This window comes from Chryseobacterium salviniae, from assembly GCF_035819015.1.
In the GTDB taxonomy this organism is placed as follows: Bacteria; Bacteroidota; Bacteroidia; order Flavobacteriales; family Weeksellaceae; genus Chryseobacterium; species Chryseobacterium salviniae.
In genome coordinates this window covers 268,357-283,973 of record NZ_JAYLAA010000039.1, presented here as the reverse complement: position 1 = coordinate 283,973, position 15,617 = coordinate 268,357, and the positions used below count along the sequence as shown (strand labels likewise).

Here is a 15,617-nt window from a genome sequence, read left to right as displayed (position 1 = left end):
AGCCTGAATTCTTAGCCCTATTTTCTTATATTTGCAGTAAGTTAAAATATGAAAGGAAAAATCATTAAATCTACAGGAAGCTGGTACCAGGTTCTGGAAATGGAAACCGGGAGAATCTTTGAAGCAAGAATCCGCGGTAAATTCAAGCTTATTAAAACAAGGCTTACCAATCCTCTTGCTGTAGGAGATTTTGTTGAATTTCAGCTGGAACAGGATGATATTGCATGGATCACAAAAATAGAATCCCGCAGAAATTACCTGATCAGGAAGTCTGTAAACCTTTCAAAAGAAGCCCATATTATTGCTTCCAATATTGATCTCGCATGTTTTATTTTTACATTGAAACACCCGGAAACTTCTCTTGGTTTTCTGGACAGGTTTCTTGCCTGCTGCGAAGCGTACAACATTACTCCGATTATTTTATTTAATAAAATTGACGTTCTTCACGAGGAAGAAATTGAAGTTGTAAAAGATATAGAATTTCTTTACAATGAAATAGGATATAAAACGCTTGGAATCTCATCATATTCCAGATTAAACTTAGACCAGCTTCAGGAAATATTAAAGGACAAAACTTCCGTGTTTTTTGGCCATTCAGGTTGTGGCAAATCTACATTGGTAAATGCATTGCAGCCTGGTCTTAATTTAAAAACGTCGGAAATTTCAGATACTCATCTCAAAGGAAAGCACACTACAACTTTTGCGCAGATGCATTTCTGGGATTTTGGCGGTAATGTAATTGATACACCCGGCGTGCGCGAATTTGCCATGATTGATATTGAAAAAGAAGAAGTACAGCACTATTTTCCTGAAATATTTAAAAAAAGGGAAGAGTGCAAATTTCACAACTGCCTTCATATTAACGAGCCGAAATGTGCCGTTGTTGCGGGTCTTGAGACAGGGGAGATCCAACATTCAAGATATGCAACGTATATTAAGTTAATGGAAGAAGCGGAAGAAGCCGTTCAAAAATAATTAATTATTTTTTAAAAAATAATTAATTTTATCCTTCATTGATTTAAAATGAAGCAATAAATAATTGATTTTATTGTTATTACGTTTAATCGTTATGCTTCAGTGATAAAAAATCGCTGTAAGTACCATAAACAAAAAACCCAGCCTAAGCTGGGTAAAAACTAATAACCATGAAAACTCAAATTAAACATGAGAATCGGAATATAAGAAGCAATTACTGTGCCAAAATTCTATTCACAATTTCTTAACAAATGTTATTTTAATGTTAAAATTTGTTTAAAATTCAACTAATTGATTTTTTTTGTATTTTTGCGGCATTAAAAAATATACATTTATGTCTAACATTACATTCACCATGATTAAGCCTGATGCAGTTGCAGACGGACATATTGGTGCTATATTAGGTAAAATCGCTGAAGGAGGTTTCAAAATTAAAGCATTAAAGCTTACACAGCTTACTGTAGCTGATGCAAAAAAATTCTATGAAGTACATGCTGAAAGACCTTTCTACGGAGAATTGGTTGAATTCATGAGCTCAGGGCCAATCGTTGCTGCAGTACTTGAAAAAGATAATGCTGTAGAAGATTTCAGAACATTAATAGGTGCTACAAACCCTGCTGAAGCTGCAGAAGGAACCATTAGAAAAATGTTTGCAAGAAGCATCGGGGAAAATGCCGTACACGGTTCAGATTCTGATGAAAATGCTCTTATTGAAGCAAGATTCCACTTTTCAGGAAGAGAAATTTTCTAATCAGTAAGCCATTAAAAATATGGATCCGGGGAATGCTGTTCTCCGGATTTTTTGTTACCTGAAATTATAACTCTGAAAATCAATCTCAAACATTTATCAATAAAGGAAATTCAGTATAAATACGTAACAGTAAATTACGTATTTATACGGATGGTTTTTAGATAAAATTTCATCAATTTTACATCATAATTCAAACAGAATTTCATAGTAAAAAAGTCTTACACTAATAACCATAAAGACTCTGATTTTTAGCAAAGAAGAAAGGCAGCCATAAAGCTGCCTTTTTGTCATATTTGAGTTTTAAAAGAATTAAATTTTCAAAAGTTCAATCGTTCTTTCCGGACTTTCTGCCGAAAAGACAGCATTTCCTGCCACCAAAACATCTGCGCCCGCTTCAAAAAGTTTTGCGGCATTGTCTGCATTCACGCCGCCATCGATTTCGATAAGTGCTGTAGAATTGTTGCTAAGAATCAGATCCTTTGTCTCGGCAATTTTTTTATACGTGTTTTCGATAAATTTTTGTCCGCCAAAACCTGGGTTTACGCTCATCAGCAACACCAAATCAACATCTGCGATAATATCTTCCAGCATGAGCACAGGAGTAGAAGGATTCAGTACTACGCCTGCTTTTGCGCCCAGGTTCTGAATATGATGAATTGTTCTGTGAAGATGTGTACAGGCTTCATAATGTACAGATACAAGATCAGCGCCCTGATTGATAAACTCTTCGACATACTTTTCAGGTTCAACAATCATAAGATGCACATCTACAAATTTTTTGGCGTGCTGCTGAACGGTTTTCATCACCGGAAATCCGAATGAAATATTCGGGACAAATCTTCCGTCCATTACATCCACATGAAACCAGTCGGCTTGGGAGTTGTTCACCATTTCGATATCTCTCTGTAAATTTCCGAAATCTGCAGCGAGAAGGGAAGGAGCAATAAGCTTCGTTTTCATTTTTCTTTTATACTTTACTTTATTTTTATTCTTATTTGCAAAAAAATTAATACAAATACAGGAAAAAGGCACCAAAAATAATGGTTTCAATAATTGCTAATTTAACATTATTAATTTTAAGCACTAACAATCGGTCAATTATATATAAGCCCAAAGGCACTACACTGAAGATAAGAAGCGTTTCAAGAACCATTTTATAGCCGGATCCAATTTTTGGAGGATAGGACCATTTATAAACAATTCCAAAAATAAGGTAAGCAAAATATAGAGTTACCAGAACAGATATAAAAGTCGGTTTTCGGACAAGATGGTTTAAAAAAATGCTCATTTTTAATGGTATTTCAGCTTCATTTCAGGCTGAATTTTTAACAGCGTCTCGTAAATCAGTTGAATCACATTTCCGACATCTTCTTTAGAAACCATTTCTACCGTTGTATGCATATAACGAAGAGGAAGAGAAATCAATGCACTCGGAACACCACCGTTGGAGTGTGCAAAAGCATCGGTATCGGTACCCGTCATTCTACTTGCGGCTGCTCTCTGAAAAGGAATTTCTTTGGCTTTTGCCGTTTCAATAATCAGCTCTCTTATCGTGTGATGAACGCTTGGTGCAAAAAACACTACCGGACCGCCGCCACATTTCTGGTCGCCTTCTTTTTTCTTTTCAATCATGGGAGTGGTAGTATCGTGGGTGACATCTGTTACAATCGCAATATTGGGTTTTATGGTATCAGCAATCATATCTGCGCCGTACAAGCCTACTTCCTCCTGCACGGAATTGGTAATATACAGCCCAAAAGGGAGCATCTTTTTATTTTCCTTTAAGAGACGGGCAACTTCAGCAATCATAAATCCTCCGATTCTGTTATCTAAAGCACGGCAAACAAAATAACGGCTGTTCATTTCAAAGAATTCGTCCGGATAGGTAATCATGCAGCCCACGTAAATTCCCATATCTTCCACTTCTTTTTTTGTGGTTGCCCCGCAATCAATGAATATGTTTTCAATTTTCGGGGTTGGTTCATTCTGATTCGTTCTTGTATGGATTGCCGGCCATCCGAAAACGCCTTTTACAATTCCGTTCTCTCCATGAATATGTACCACTTTGGAAGGAGCGATCGTCTGGTCTGAACCCCCGTTCCGGATCACATAAATAAGTCCGTCATCGGTAATATAATTTACATACCAGGAAATTTCATCGGCATGTGCTTCAATAACGACTTTAAATTCTGCTTCAGGATTGATAATTCCGTAGCATGTACCGTAATGATCCACCTCAATTTTGTCTACGTAAGACTTGATATAATCCATCCAGACTTTCTGGCCTTCATGTTCATAACCGGTAGGCGATGATGTATTTAAATATTTTTCTAAAAACTTTAGGGATTTCTTATCAAATTTCATAAAAAGGAATGATTTTTGCGTTCTGTTTTCTTTCTAATAGGTGTAAAAATAATGAAATTTAGCAAGATTATTTGTCTTTCTCTTCTCTTTTTTGGGGTGGGTGTTTTCGGGCAGAGAGACTCCGTTATCGCAAAACCGTTAAGCCAATATCCCCAGGAACTGTTAAAGGTAGACGAATTTGGAAATAAATATTTTTATGATGAAAGGCAGAAGGCGAAGATTTACGAGATTAACGGTGAAACGGTAGTTGTAATGGATGAGCTCGTTTTACTTAATAAGCCGAGATTCAACAATCAGTTAGACAGAAACTACTACTACTTTCTCAATAAAAAATTGTATCGGGTATATCCTTTGTTCTTAACTGCATTGCAGCAATACAGAGATATTCAGGGGGAAATGAACAATCTGGACAGCAAGGCGAAAAGAAAATACATCAAAGACCGGCAGAATATGCTTGCCGACCAGTATGAAAAACAGCTGAGAGATCTTACCACAACTGAAGGCCAGATTTTTGCAAAGCTAATGAACAGGGCAACCGGCAAAAATGTGTATGAAATCATAAAAGAATTAAGAGGAGGGTGGAGCGCCTTCTGGTGGAATGTGAAAGGAAAAATGGCAGACATAGACCTTAAAGATAAATATAACCCGCATGTTAACAGAACGGATGAATATCTTGAATCACTGCTTCAGTCTAACTGGAATTCAGGGTATTTGCAACCTTACCCGGGAGCCTCAGATTTTAAAGTCTACAAATAATAAATCAATATAAAAATAAATTCCTGTAAATTTTTTCTTTACAGGAATTTTTCTTTCAGCTTGTCAAAAACAATTTTATCAATGGGAAGAACAAAAGGATTGTCTGCTCTGTCAATATCAATCCATTCCGTTTTTTCAATACATGGGTCCAGAATAAGGAAATCATCTTCATTAAGGATTTTTACAAGGTAATAAACAGTAAGCAGCTGCTCATTCTCTCTAAAACGCGAGACTAAAAAATCTTCCTGTGTATAGAAATGTTCTAAAATCTCTATTTTTACATTCAGTTCTTCGTCAAACTCCCGATGCAGACACTCAATCAGCCCTTCTCCAAATTCGAGCCCGCCACCGGGAAATTTCATTAAAGGTTCACCTGCATATTCCTCAAATAAAGTCAAAACTCTTTTATCCTTCACTGCACAGGCATACACCCTAACGTTTATTTTGTCTATCATAAAAATAATTTGTAAAGCTAAAGTAAGAATTATGATGCAAGAGACAAAATGAAAAATATAGAGATAGGGACAAAAATTGATAGTTTAATTCTCTTTGCGGCTTTGAAATTTCATAAATTTTAATTATATTAAGCCTAAACGTTTAACCAAAAATAATCAGAACATTGCAAATTTTATAATTTAATAAAAAAATATAAGCATAGAAATAAAATTTAAATTAATATTAAACTACTGTTAATTAATTACTTGTATCAATTCAATCTTATTATTTTAAAATCTGCGAAACTACAATTATTTTCGATACATCCAAAAAATAAAACTATTGTATTGTATGTCTATTATAAAATATTTTTGCGGCAAAGCCAATAATAATGAAACGAGCTTCTATAAAAGATATAGCAAGAATTGCAGGAGTTTCTGTAGCAACCGTATCCTATGTTCTTAACCGGAAAGAAGGAAGCCGCATTAGTGAGGCAACGCGGAATAAAATTCAGAACGTTGCGAAGGAGATTAATTACACACCTAATAAAATTGCCAAAAGCCTCAAAATGAGTAAAAGTAAATTGATTGGTCTTATCGTAGCTGATATTTCCAACGATTTTTACTCAAACATTGCCAGAAGCATTGAAGATGAAGCAATGAAAATGGGGTATACTCTCCTGATCGGCAGCTGCGATGAAAATCCTGAAAAATTCGGGAAGCTTACCGAACTGTTTTCTGAACAGCAGGTAGACGGGATGATTCTTGCACCGGTAACGGGCTCCGATGAGGCTATTGGCAGGCTTGTCCGAGAAGAATATCCCATTGTAACCATTGACAGATACCTCAAAAACATAGACCTTCCCGGCGTGATGATCAATAACTTTGAAATATCAGAAAATATATGCAATCATTTACTCGGCAAGAATTTCAATGAGCTGATTTATGTAGGGTATGAAACCGAGCTTCCACATCTGCTTGACCGGCAATACGGTTTTGATAAATGTGCTGAACAATCTGATATTACCATCAAACGGATTTTAACAGGAATTCATAACATTACCGAAGAAGTTCACCGGCAGCTTCACGATAATCTTGACCTTTCTAAAAAAACGGCCATATATTTTTCGAGCAACAAGCTGGGAATCGCGGGATTACGCTATCTTATCGATAATAATATTAAAGTCCCCGAAAATGTTTCCCTGGTTGCGTTTGATGAAACGGAAGCGTATTATCTTTTCCCAACCGAAGTAAGTTTTGTCCGCCAGCCATTGGAAGAAATGGCCCGCGAATCGGTGAAGCTGCTTGACAGCCAGATTAACAGCTATACTAAGCATGGCAAAAGGGCAACTTTTCACGCAGAATTTGTAGAGCGCAATTCTGTAGAATAAAATGAAAATATTGATTAATGAAATATAAACAACCATATATAGTGTGTTTCGGTGAAGTTTTATGGGACATTTTTCCTGAAGGCTCCCGAGCAGGAGGTGCACCTTTCAATGTAGCATATAACTTTCATAAAGCGGGTATTGATGTAAAAGTTATCAGCAAAACCGGAAATGATGATCTCGGAGAAAAACTTCGTAAGCAAATCGAAAACTGGGGAATTTCGACTGAAATGATTCAGATTGATAAGCAACATCCAACGAGTACTGTTATCGCAAAAATTGATGATTGCAATGAAGCAACTTATGAAATCACCAATAATGTAGCCTGGGATTATATTGAGAATATTCCTGAATATAATCAATTGGTAGCCAATGCTGAAGCATTTGTGTTCGGAAGCCTTTCTTCAAGAAATGAAAAGACAAGAAAAACTTTATTGAAACTTCTTGATACAGCAAAACTTAAAATTTTCGATGTTAATTTCCGGCCTCCGTTTATAGATACTGAAGTAATAAAAACACTTTTCCATAAATCGGATATTGTTAAAATAAATGCATCTGAGCTTAGGCAAGTTATACAGCTTACGGGAATAGAATATTCAACTGAAGAACAAGCTGTTAAGGCTATTCAAAAGAATTTTGCTGTTAAAGAGGTCATATTAACCAAAGGCAGTGAAGGCGCAACCTATTTTGTCGATGAGCAAAGCTATACCCTTCCGGCCGTTCCGGTTACAGTTGCCGATACGGTGGGAAGCGGAGATGCTTTTCTTTCGGGATTTATTTCAAAAAGAATCTTTAATGAAAGCCCGGAAGAGATTCTTAAGAATGCTGTTTCGCTTGGTGCATTTATCACTTCCAAAAGTGGCGCATGCCCTGATTATCATTATTCTGAATTTGAAGAATTTAAAAGAAAGCACTTTTAAAATGATTTATAAATTTTCTTTATAAATGAAAATCATGAAAAAATAAAGCGAAAAACTGTAATAATTTAGAATGGATTTTATTTTATATTGAACCAACAAAATTAAAACGATATGAAAAATTTAAAGAAACTCACAAAGACAGAGCTCAAATCAGTGTATGGAGGAAAGCCAAAAGAGTACTGTGTGTTCTGCGAAAGAATAAACAGGCTTGTTTGCAGTGAAGCTCAAATCTCACAATGTCCTTAACTTTTAAAACCGCTGAAAAGCGGTTTTTATTTTATATCAAACATATTGTAATTTGATTAACTTACTTTTAATTATAATCAAAAATTTTTTAAGATAAAATCTAAATTACGCTTAATATTTTCAAACTATTTTTTCTGGCATCAACATTGTTGCATCAATCAGGAATTTGAAAGAGAAAAAAAATGAAAGGACTTATTAAAATTGTTGGAGTTACAACAGTGATGATGATGATAACTTCATGCATTGTTCATGAACATCACGGAAGAAGAATGCCTCCGGGACATGCAAAGAAAGTCTATATCTACGAAAAAAGAGGACATGGCCACGGTCACGGGCATCACAAGGGATATGGACGTCACAGGTGAAATTTAAAAAATAGAAAAGCATTGGATATTCCGGTGCTTTCGTTTATTGGTTTTACCGTTTATCATGATTTGGCATTCGGCTTGATACCTAATTATCAATCACAAAAACTGTTTTTATGAAAAATTTATCCAAAATGTTACTGGCGTTAGCTTTGTTTGCAGCGCTTTCTTCATGTCTTCCGCGGCCGCCGGCTCCGCCAAGACCGCCCGAGCCACCACACAGAAGATAAAAAACAAAGCCCGAAGCAATTTCGGGCTTTAGCATTAATTTTAAAATCTTGTTTTTTTAGGATTAAGAAGGGTATTGAAAATCATCACTTCTGTTCCGAACTTTGCTTCTACACGCTCTGTAATATTCTGCAGTTCACTTTGTACAAAATCTTCACGCAGATCATCATTATCAAAAACCAGCAGGAGATTATAGTTTTTTCCTTCGTCAATATAATCACTGTGCACCTCAGAAAGGATATATTTATTAACGTCCATTAAATTTTCAGTCATCAAAACCAATGTACCGTCGATATAATTTTCCCATTCTTCCAGGCTGTTTTTCGTACAGTGGAACGTTATGCTTAATACGCTCATATTTTATGATTTTTTTAATAGATTGAATAAAATTCTACCGCAAAAATCGGCAAATTTTTCGTAAATTAGCCCGTTAATAAAAATTCAAAAAAAATAATTTTCAGACATACAGCTAAGGGTCTGACTGTCATTATAATAAAATTTGTTTATGCAAAAAGAAGGAGAAAGACTGATTCCCATCAACATTGTTGATGAAATGAAGTCGTCTTATATCGATTATTCGATGTCTGTTATCGTTTCAAGGGCGTTACCTGATGTAAGAGACGGCTTGAAACCCGTTCATAGAAGAGTACTTTACGGTATGTATGGATTAGGGGTTTTTTCTAATAGAAAATATTTAAAATCTGCTAGAATTGTTGGAGACGTTTTAGGTAAATACCACCCTCACGGAGATTCTTCTGTATACGATGCAATGGTAAGGATGGCTCAGGACTGGAGCCTTCGCTATCCCCAGGTAGACGGGCAGGGTAACTTTGGTTCGATGGATGGAGATCCGCCGGCGGCCATGCGTTATACCGAAGCAAGATTAAAAAAGATTTCTGATGAAGTACTTTCAGACTTAGACAAAGAAACGGTTGATTTCCAGAATAACTTCGACGACAGCTTACAGGAACCGACGGTATTACCATCGAAAATCCCCAATCTTTTAGTAAACGGAACCTCCGGGATTGCTGTAGGGATGGCCACCAACATGGCTCCGCACAATTTGTCGGAATCAGTAGACGCTATTTGCGCATACATCGACAACAGAGAAATCACCATTGATGAGCTGATGCAGCATATTATTGCTCCGGATTTCCCAACAGGCGGTATCATTTACGGATACGATGGCGTAAGAGATGCATTCCACACCGGAAGAGGAAGGGTGGTTCTCCGTGCTAAAGTTGCTTTTGAAGAAATAGGAAACAGAAATGCTATCATCGTTAATGAAATTCCTTATCAGGTAAACAAAGCAGAAATGATTGCCAGAACAGCCGAGCTGGTAAAAGATGAAAAAATTCCCGGAATTTACGAGATCAGGGACGAATCGGACAGAAGAGGGCTTCGTATTGTTTATGAACTGAAAAATGATGCAATTCCGAATGTAGTTCTTAACTTATTATATAAATATACTTCACTTCAGACTTCTTTCAGCGTTAATAATATTGCTTTGGTGCATGGAAGACCAGAGCAGCTGAACCTGAAAGACATTATCCACCATTTTGTGGAACACAGACATGAAGTTATCGTAAGAAGAACCCAATTTGAGCTTAGAAAAGCAAAAGAAAGAGCTCATATTCTGGAAGGTTTCATGAAGGTAATCGGAACGCAGGATTCTTTAGATAAAGCCATTTCCATCATCCGGCACTCAGCCAATCCGCAGGCTGCAAAAGAAGGATTGATCGAAGCTTTCGAACTTTCTGAAATCCAGGCTCAGGCAATTCTTGATTTACGTCTTGCCCGTCTTACCGGAATGGAGCTTGATAAGATCCGTGACGAATATGATACGATCATGAAAGAAATTGCTGATTTGGAAGATATCCTGGCTAATGAGCCGAGAAGGTTCCAGATCATTAAAGATGAATTGATTGAAGTTAAAGAAAAATACGGCGACGAAAGAAGAACAGAAATCGATTATTCTGGAGGTGAAATGTCTATTGAAGATATTATCCCGAACGAATCTGTAGTGCTTACCATTTCACATGCCGGATATATCAAAAGAACCTCACTTTCAGAATATAAAATTCAAAGCAGGGGAGGAGTAGGCAATAAAGCTGCCACAACAAGAGACTCCGACTTCCTGGAATATATTGTATCTGCCACTAATCACCAGTATATGCTGTTCTTCACTGAAAAAGGAAGATGTTACTGGCTGAGAGTATTTGAAATTCCTGAAGGTTCCAAAACTTCAAAAGGAAGAGCGGTTCAGAATTTGATCAATATAGAGCCGGATGACAAAATCAAAGCATACATCAGAACCAATAATCTTAAAGATTCTGAATACGTAAACCAGATGAGCGTAGTGATGGTCACTAAAAACGGAACCATTAAGAAAACGTCTCTGGAAGCGTATTCAAGACCGAGAGTAAACGGGGTAAATGCAATTGAAATTCGTGATAATGACCAGTTATTAGGAGCATATCTTACCAATGGCACATCCCAGATCATGATTGCCACGAAAAATGGTAAATGTATCCGTTTCCCTGAAGAAAAAGTAAGAGAAGTTGGTAGGGGGTCTATCGGGGTTCGTGGAATTGCAATGGAAGATGATGACGAGGTAATCGGAATGATTGTTGTAAATGATGTAGAAAAAGAAACCGTTCTTGTAGTATCTGAAAAAGGATATGGAAAAAGAACTGCAGTAGAAGACTATAGAATTACCAACAGAGGCGGAAAAGGAGTTATTACCCTTAATATTACGGAAAAAACCGGAAACCTGATTGCTATCCAAAATGTAACAGATGAAGACGGCCTGATGATCATCAACAAATCCGGAGTTGCCATCAGAATGGGAATGGACGAGATGAGAGTGATGGGAAGAAATACTCAGGGTGTACGACTCATCAATCTTAAGAAAAATGACGAAATTGCAGCCATTGCGAAAGTAGAAATGGACAAAGAAGTAGAAGATTCTGAAGAAAGCGAAGAAATAGAAGGAACTGTAGCCGATAACCACGAAAACGATGCAGAAACACCACAGACAGATAATGCTGCTGAGGACAATGAGAATTCTGATTCGGAAGAATAAAATTGTATAATTAATATAAATAGTGATTATGAAAAAGCTAATTTTAGGGATGGCTATCGTAGCATCAGCTTTTGCTTTCGGGCAAAAAACCGATGTGAACGCTCAGCTACAAGAAGCTAACAAAGCAGCAATGGATGCATACAATGCTAAAAACTATGCTGTGGCGGCTCCCAAGTTTATGGAAGTTTATAACTTGCTTAAATCGAATGGACAGGACAATAAAGTATATATGTATTATGCAGGTCTTAATTATGCTTTGGCAAATGATTATCCGCAGGCTACAAAAATATATACAGATCTTATCAATGCAGGATATACAGGGGTTGAAACTACCTACACAGCCAAAGATAATAAAACAGGCCAGGTTTCCAGCTATGACAAGAATACATGGGAACTATTAAAAAAGACTTCATCCAAGGATTATTCAGATTTTAAAACGGAACAGACAAAAAGCGTTGAAGCAGATCTTTATGAAACCTTAGTAACAATTCTTTTAAATGATAAGAAAAATGACGAAGCTTTAGCAATCATTGAAAAAGGCCTTGCAAAATATCCTAACAGTGCTAAATTAAAAGAATATCAGGGAACTGCTCTGTACGCATCGGGAAAAACCGATCTGTTTATGCAGAATCTGAAGGATCAGCTGGCAAAAAATCCTAATGATGCTACTAATTGGTACAATTTAGGAGTGCTGCAGTCTAAAAATCCGCAAACTGAAAATGATGCCATTGCTTCATTCCAGAAAGCAATTGAGCTAAAACCTGATTTTGCAAACGCTTATCAGAATTTAGTATACACCGTAATTGGTGATGATGAAAAAGCGGTAAATGAAATCAACGCATTAAGGAAAACAAAGCCGGACGAAGCTACCAAGCTTATTGAAGCAAGAAAAGAAAGATTCAATAAAGCATTGCCATACGGTGAAAAATGGCTTCAGGCAATGCCGAATGACCTTACTGCTGTACAGACCATGAGGGATGTTTATAATACAACAAGAAACACGGCCAAAGCCACTGAAATGAAAGCTAAAGAGGCTGAACTTCAGGCAAAACAGCCAAAATAAATCAATAAAAAACCGGAACAATTTTGTTCCGGTTTTTTATGTTTAAAAGTTTAATTTGAAATTATTATCCCAGAACCGTTACTCCCTTCTGAATCATATCATAGATCGCATCTCTTCCATTATCCGGCTTTACATTTACTGCTCTGGTTCCATTAAAATGAAGACAGGTGACATATCCGCTGTTTACCGCATCAATACACGTATATTTTACACAATAATCCATTGCCAGTCCCACAATCTCCAGCAGCTGAATATCATGATATTTTAAAAAATCATCAAGCCCCGTTTTCATGAAATGATTATTGTCCTGGAAACCGCTGTAGCTGTCAATCTCAACATTTTTTCCTTTCTGGATAACATGGGTTGCCCTTTCTCTGTTAAGATCTTTGTGAAATTCTGCACCAAAAGTTCCCTGGATACAGTGATCCGGCCACATAAACTGCGGAACACCGTTTAAAATAATGCTTTCACCTACTTTTCTGTCATTGTTGCTGGCAAAACTTTTATGATTAGCCGGATGCCAGTCCTGGGTCAAAACAATCTGATCATATTCATTCTCTTCCATCAGAGCATTGATGTACGGAATCACTTCGTTGGCTCCCGGAACTGCCAGTGCGCCGCCTTCACAAAAATCATTCTGCACATCTACGATTATTAACGCTTTTTTCATATTTAAAGTTCTCGAATTTTTTGATAAATTTACAAAAACAAACAGCAAATAATCATCCAAATCAGATTTATCGGACAAATAGACATTGAGGGAATTTTTATGTCCCGGGATTTCAGTAAAATCAGACGATTAAAATTATTAAAGCATCAAAATTAAAGCAAATACATGAACGATATAGAGCAAAAAAAGTTTCCGATAGGAGCCTTTGAAGAACCTGAAAACATCTGCGATATCACACTCGATGAATATATAAAAGTTATCAAAGATTTTCCCGGAAAATTAAAAAACCTGATTGAAGACTTCTCAGACGATCAGCTGGATACTCAATACAGGCTGGGAGGATGGACCGTGCGACAGCTGGTAAACCATATCGCAGACAGCCATATGAACAGCTTTATCCGTTTCAAACTGGCGCTTACCGAAGATAACCCGACGATAAAACCTTATGACGAAGCAAAATGGGCGGAGCTTCAGGACAGCCTGAATATGCCTGTAAAACCTGCTTTGAGAATAATCAGAGGTACCCACCAAAGATGGACAACTTTACTAAAAAGCATGACTAATAAACAGTTTGAAAGAACATTCCATCATCCAGAGCATCATAAAAACTACGATTTAAGACATTCCCTTGCATTATATGTGTGGCACTGCAACCACCATTTTGCCCATATCGAAAATCTTAAGAAAGAAAAAGGCTGGTGAAAAAAAGTCTGCATAAACCTGAATGTTTTAAAGAAATTACAGAACGAATCCTTCGGCTGAAACCAAAATTGCAGCCAGAATGGGGCAAAATGGATGTCTGCCAGATGATGAGACATTGTAATCATGTGCTTCAGGTACCGCTCAGGAAAATAGAACTTCCGGAAATCAATCCGTTTTTTGCGTTGATTGGAAAAATAACAAAACGCGAGATTCAGATCTTTAATAACGGAATTCCCAGAAATATGCCCACTTTTCAAAAACTTATTATTAATTTTGAGTGTGATTTTGAAGAAGAAAAAGAAAATCTTCTGAAAACGCTTGAAGAATACAGAACGTGTTTCGAAAATAAAAATCTTCCCAAGCGCCACGTGCTTTTTGGTACAATGGAAGAAAAAGACTGGGGATTCCTGGAATACAAGCATCTTCATCATCACTTAAAACAATTTAACGTATGAGTTTTTTTGACAACATATTCGGGGGGAAAGACAGTTCTGAAAAGAATCGGCTATGGAAGTATATAGAATCTGAAGAAGATCTGCACAAAGCAATTGAGGATTCATTTATCCGGAAGATTGCGATCTTTAAACATTCCACAAGCTGTTTTATCAGCAAAACGGTTTTGAAGAATTTTGAAAAAGAAATAGAAAGCTCAGACCAGAAACCTGAACTGTATTTTCTGGATTTGCTTGCACACAGGGCAATATCCAACAAAATTGCAACGGATCTTGAAGTAAGACATGAAAGTCCCCAGTTACTGGTGATTGAAAACGGAAAAGTAATCAGCAGCGCTTCGCATCAACATATTTCGGCAGACCAAATTGTATAATGAAGAATATCAATAATTATTTATCGAAAGTACTGGACGTTCCTTTAGAAAAAGTGAATTTATGCAGTCTGCATTATGAAGTAAAAAAGATCCATAAAAATCAGTTTCTTTTGCAGTACGGCGAAATTTGCAGATACATTTACTTTGTTGAAAAGGGGCTACTTAAAATGTATTCTATCGACAAAAATGGTAAAGAGCATATTATTCAGTTTGCTCCGGAAAGCTGGCTTATTTCAGACCGCAGCAGCCTTTATTTCAATGAAAAATCCATTTATTATATAGAAGCGGTAGAAGATTCGGAAGTTTTGCTGCTCCATCCTGATTTTATCAATAAGCTGATTGGTGAGTTCCCAAACAGTCTTGAAAAAAGTGATATTCTTCTCCAGAAACATATAAAAAGCCTGCAGGACAGAATCAATTCTTTATTGGGAGAAACCGCTGAAGAACGGTATATGAAATTTATAAAGATGTATCCGGATCTGTTGATGAGAGTTCCACAATGGATGATTGCTTCTTACCTGGGAATTACTCCCGAAAGTTTGAGCCGCGTACGAAAGGAGCTTGCAAGAAAGAATTTTGTTCCGGACAGCAAATAGATGATACATTAAAATTTAAAATATGGTGGACCGTAGTTAAGCTACCGGTCTTTTTTATGATCACAATATATAAGAAATCTTTATAGTAATATCAACTCGTTAATGATATTAACAAGTAATATCATTAGATTGAAAAATAGATATAAAAAATAAAAATATAAATATTGATAAATTAAATTTATTAAATAAAACGCAGTAAGGTTTAGAATTTGTATCACATAATGTGAACCAATCAATAATATTTACTA

General features: G+C 36.5%; 19 protein-coding genes. 13 read left to right on the top strand and 6 right to left on the bottom strand.

Annotation, left to right across the window (positions count from 1 at the left end; translation table 11 throughout):
* Positions 1-48: 48 nt before the first annotated feature.
* Both rsgA and SOP96_RS11630 read left to right on the top strand, forming a co-directional pair.
* Positions 49-975 (top strand): ribosome small subunit-dependent GTPase A, encoded by a 927-nt coding sequence (rsgA, locus tag SOP96_RS11635; protein WP_326321103.1) that lies wholly within the window; start codon positions 49-51, stop codon positions 973-975.
* Positions 976-1,309: 334 nt separating this feature from the next.
* Positions 1,310-1,726, top strand: a complete 417-nt coding sequence (locus SOP96_RS11630; protein WP_029293064.1) for a nucleoside-diphosphate kinase — start codon at positions 1,310-1,312, stop codon at positions 1,724-1,726.
* A 309-nt stretch (positions 1,727-2,035) separates the two neighbouring features.
* On the opposite strand, the gene rpe is transcribed toward SOP96_RS11630, so the two are convergent.
* Together rpe and chrP are read right to left on the bottom strand one after the other, a co-directional pair.
* Entirely contained in the window at positions 2,036-2,686 is a 651-nt protein-coding gene (gene rpe, locus SOP96_RS11625; protein WP_326321102.1) for a ribulose-phosphate 3-epimerase, read from the bottom strand.
* A 330-nt stretch (positions 2,687-3,016) separates the two neighbouring features.
* Positions 3,017-4,090, bottom strand: a complete 1,074-nt coding sequence (chrP, locus tag SOP96_RS11620) for a chryseobasin maturation metalloprotease ChrP (RefSeq protein WP_326321101.1) — start codon at positions 4,088-4,090, stop codon at positions 3,017-3,019.
* Between the two features lie 51 nt (positions 4,091-4,141).
* Here chrP and SOP96_RS11615 point away from each other — a divergent pair, with 51 nt between their 5' ends.
* Positions 4,142-4,846, top strand: coding sequence for a DUF4294 domain-containing protein (locus SOP96_RS11615; RefSeq protein ID WP_326321100.1), 705 nt, complete (start codon positions 4,142-4,144; stop codon positions 4,844-4,846).
* 38 nt (positions 4,847-4,884) lie between these two features.
* On the opposite strand, the gene SOP96_RS11610 is transcribed toward SOP96_RS11615, so the two are convergent.
* On the bottom strand, positions 4,885-5,301 hold the full coding sequence (locus SOP96_RS11610; protein WP_326321099.1) for an NUDIX domain-containing protein: 417 nt from the start codon (positions 5,299-5,301) through the stop codon (positions 4,885-4,887).
* A gap of 371 nt (positions 5,302-5,672) precedes the next feature.
* On the opposite strand from SOP96_RS11610, the gene SOP96_RS11605 reads away from it, so the two are divergent.
* From SOP96_RS11605 to SOP96_RS11590, 4 genes are all read left to right on the top strand, one after another.
* On the top strand, positions 5,673-6,671 hold the full coding sequence (locus tag SOP96_RS11605) for a LacI family DNA-binding transcriptional regulator (RefSeq protein ID WP_326321098.1): 999 nt from the start codon (positions 5,673-5,675) through the stop codon (positions 6,669-6,671).
* Between the two features lie 17 nt (positions 6,672-6,688).
* Positions 6,689-7,588: a carbohydrate kinase family protein gene (locus SOP96_RS11600; RefSeq protein WP_326321097.1), complete on the top strand. Its 900-nt coding sequence runs from the start codon at positions 6,689-6,691 to the stop codon at positions 7,586-7,588.
* Between the two features lie 111 nt (positions 7,589-7,699).
* The gene (locus SOP96_RS11595; protein ID WP_326321096.1) at positions 7,700-7,834 is read left to right on the top strand and encodes a bacteriocin-like protein; all 135 of its coding nucleotides are present in this window, start codon (positions 7,700-7,702) and stop codon (positions 7,832-7,834) included.
* A 182-nt stretch (positions 7,835-8,016) separates the two neighbouring features.
* Complete coding sequence (locus tag SOP96_RS11590; RefSeq protein WP_326321095.1) at positions 8,017-8,199, top strand: hypothetical protein; 183 nt, start codon at positions 8,017-8,019, stop codon at positions 8,197-8,199.
* Between the two features lie 88 nt (positions 8,200-8,287).
* Here the strand turns inward: SOP96_RS11590 and SOP96_RS11585 are convergent, their stop codons facing one another.
* Both SOP96_RS11585 and SOP96_RS11580 read right to left on the bottom strand, forming a co-directional pair.
* A complete protein-coding gene (locus tag SOP96_RS11585; RefSeq protein WP_326321094.1) occupies positions 8,288-8,464 on the bottom strand; it encodes a hypothetical protein in 177 nt (58 codons plus the stop codon).
* A 5-nt stretch (positions 8,465-8,469) separates the two neighbouring features.
* Positions 8,470-8,784 carry a DUF4286 family protein gene (locus SOP96_RS11580; RefSeq protein WP_326321093.1) on the bottom strand — a complete coding sequence of 105 codons (315 nt, stop codon included), beginning with the start codon at positions 8,782-8,784 and terminating at the stop codon, positions 8,470-8,472.
* Between the two features lie 148 nt (positions 8,785-8,932).
* Between SOP96_RS11580 and gyrA the strand changes: the two genes are divergently transcribed.
* Together gyrA and SOP96_RS11570 are read left to right on the top strand one after the other, a co-directional pair.
* Positions 8,933-11,512, top strand: a complete 2,580-nt coding sequence (gene gyrA, locus SOP96_RS11575; RefSeq protein ID WP_326321092.1) for a DNA gyrase subunit A — start codon at positions 8,933-8,935, stop codon at positions 11,510-11,512.
* Between the two features lie 28 nt (positions 11,513-11,540).
* Positions 11,541-12,575, top strand: a complete 1,035-nt coding sequence (locus SOP96_RS11570; RefSeq protein ID WP_326321091.1) for a tetratricopeptide repeat protein — start codon at positions 11,541-11,543, stop codon at positions 12,573-12,575.
* 64 nt (positions 12,576-12,639) lie between these two features.
* On the opposite strand, the gene pncA is transcribed toward SOP96_RS11570, so the two are convergent.
* Positions 12,640-13,245, bottom strand: coding sequence for a bifunctional nicotinamidase/pyrazinamidase (gene pncA / locus SOP96_RS11565; RefSeq protein ID WP_326321090.1), 606 nt, complete (start codon positions 13,243-13,245; stop codon positions 12,640-12,642).
* 165 nt (positions 13,246-13,410) lie between these two features.
* Between pncA and SOP96_RS11560 the strand changes: the two genes are divergently transcribed.
* From SOP96_RS11560 to SOP96_RS11545, 4 genes are read left to right on the top strand one after another with little or no spacing between them, the layout of a single operon-like run.
* Positions 13,411-13,947 (top strand): YfiT family bacillithiol transferase, encoded by a 537-nt coding sequence (locus SOP96_RS11560; RefSeq protein WP_326321089.1) that lies wholly within the window; start codon positions 13,411-13,413, stop codon positions 13,945-13,947.
* Complete coding sequence (locus SOP96_RS11555) at positions 13,944-14,402, top strand: hypothetical protein (RefSeq protein ID WP_326321088.1); 459 nt, start codon at positions 13,944-13,946, stop codon at positions 14,400-14,402. Before SOP96_RS11560 ends, SOP96_RS11555 begins: the two co-directional genes overlap by 4 nt.
* Positions 14,399-14,773: a bacillithiol system redox-active protein YtxJ gene (ytxJ, locus tag SOP96_RS11550; protein ID WP_326321087.1), complete on the top strand. Its 375-nt coding sequence runs from the start codon at positions 14,399-14,401 to the stop codon at positions 14,771-14,773. Before SOP96_RS11555 ends, ytxJ begins: the two co-directional genes overlap by 4 nt.
* On the top strand, positions 14,773-15,369 hold the full coding sequence (locus SOP96_RS11545) for a Crp/Fnr family transcriptional regulator (protein ID WP_326321086.1): 597 nt from the start codon (positions 14,773-14,775) through the stop codon (positions 15,367-15,369). The genes ytxJ and SOP96_RS11545 overlap by 1 nt, the downstream gene beginning before the upstream one ends.
* Positions 15,370-15,617 lie beyond the last annotated feature (248 nt).

Excerpts from the sequence above, each read along its gene's own strand:
- rsgA (WP_326321103.1), top strand. The coding sequence starts at position 49 with ATGAAAGGAAAAATCATTAAATCTACAGGAAGCTGGTACCAGGTTCTG.
- SOP96_RS11630 (WP_029293064.1), top strand. The coding sequence starts at position 1,310 with ATGTCTAACATTACATTCACCATGATTAAGCCTGATGCAGTTGCAGAC.
- rpe (WP_326321102.1), bottom strand. The coding sequence starts at position 2,686 with ATGAAAACGAAGCTTATTGCTCCTTCCCTTCTCGCTGCAGATTTCGGA.
- chrP (WP_326321101.1), bottom strand. The coding sequence starts at position 4,090 with ATGAAATTTGATAAGAAATCCCTAAAGTTTTTAGAAAAATATTTAAAT.
- SOP96_RS11615 (WP_326321100.1), top strand. The coding sequence starts at position 4,142 with ATGAAATTTAGCAAGATTATTTGTCTTTCTCTTCTCTTTTTTGGGGTG.
- SOP96_RS11610 (WP_326321099.1), bottom strand. The coding sequence starts at position 5,301 with ATGATAGACAAAATAAACGTTAGGGTGTATGCCTGTGCAGTGAAGGAT.
- SOP96_RS11605 (WP_326321098.1), top strand. The coding sequence starts at position 5,673 with ATGAAACGAGCTTCTATAAAAGATATAGCAAGAATTGCAGGAGTTTCT.
- SOP96_RS11600 (WP_326321097.1), top strand. The coding sequence starts at position 6,689 with ATGAAATATAAACAACCATATATAGTGTGTTTCGGTGAAGTTTTATGG.
- SOP96_RS11595 (WP_326321096.1), top strand. The coding sequence starts at position 7,700 with ATGAAAAATTTAAAGAAACTCACAAAGACAGAGCTCAAATCAGTGTAT.
- SOP96_RS11590 (WP_326321095.1), top strand. The coding sequence starts at position 8,017 with ATGAAAGGACTTATTAAAATTGTTGGAGTTACAACAGTGATGATGATG.
- SOP96_RS11585 (WP_326321094.1), bottom strand. The coding sequence starts at position 8,464 with ATGCTAAAGCCCGAAATTGCTTCGGGCTTTGTTTTTTATCTTCTGTGT.
- SOP96_RS11580 (WP_326321093.1), bottom strand. The coding sequence starts at position 8,784 with ATGAGCGTATTAAGCATAACGTTCCACTGTACGAAAAACAGCCTGGAA.
- gyrA (WP_326321092.1), top strand. The coding sequence starts at position 8,933 with ATGCAAAAAGAAGGAGAAAGACTGATTCCCATCAACATTGTTGATGAA.
- SOP96_RS11570 (WP_326321091.1), top strand. The coding sequence starts at position 11,541 with ATGAAAAAGCTAATTTTAGGGATGGCTATCGTAGCATCAGCTTTTGCT.
- pncA (WP_326321090.1), bottom strand. The coding sequence starts at position 13,245 with ATGAAAAAAGCGTTAATAATCGTAGATGTGCAGAATGATTTTTGTGAA.
- SOP96_RS11560 (WP_326321089.1), top strand. The coding sequence starts at position 13,411 with ATGAACGATATAGAGCAAAAAAAGTTTCCGATAGGAGCCTTTGAAGAA.
- ytxJ (WP_326321087.1), top strand. The coding sequence starts at position 14,399 with ATGAGTTTTTTTGACAACATATTCGGGGGGAAAGACAGTTCTGAAAAG.
- SOP96_RS11545 (WP_326321086.1), top strand. The coding sequence starts at position 14,773 with ATGAAGAATATCAATAATTATTTATCGAAAGTACTGGACGTTCCTTTA.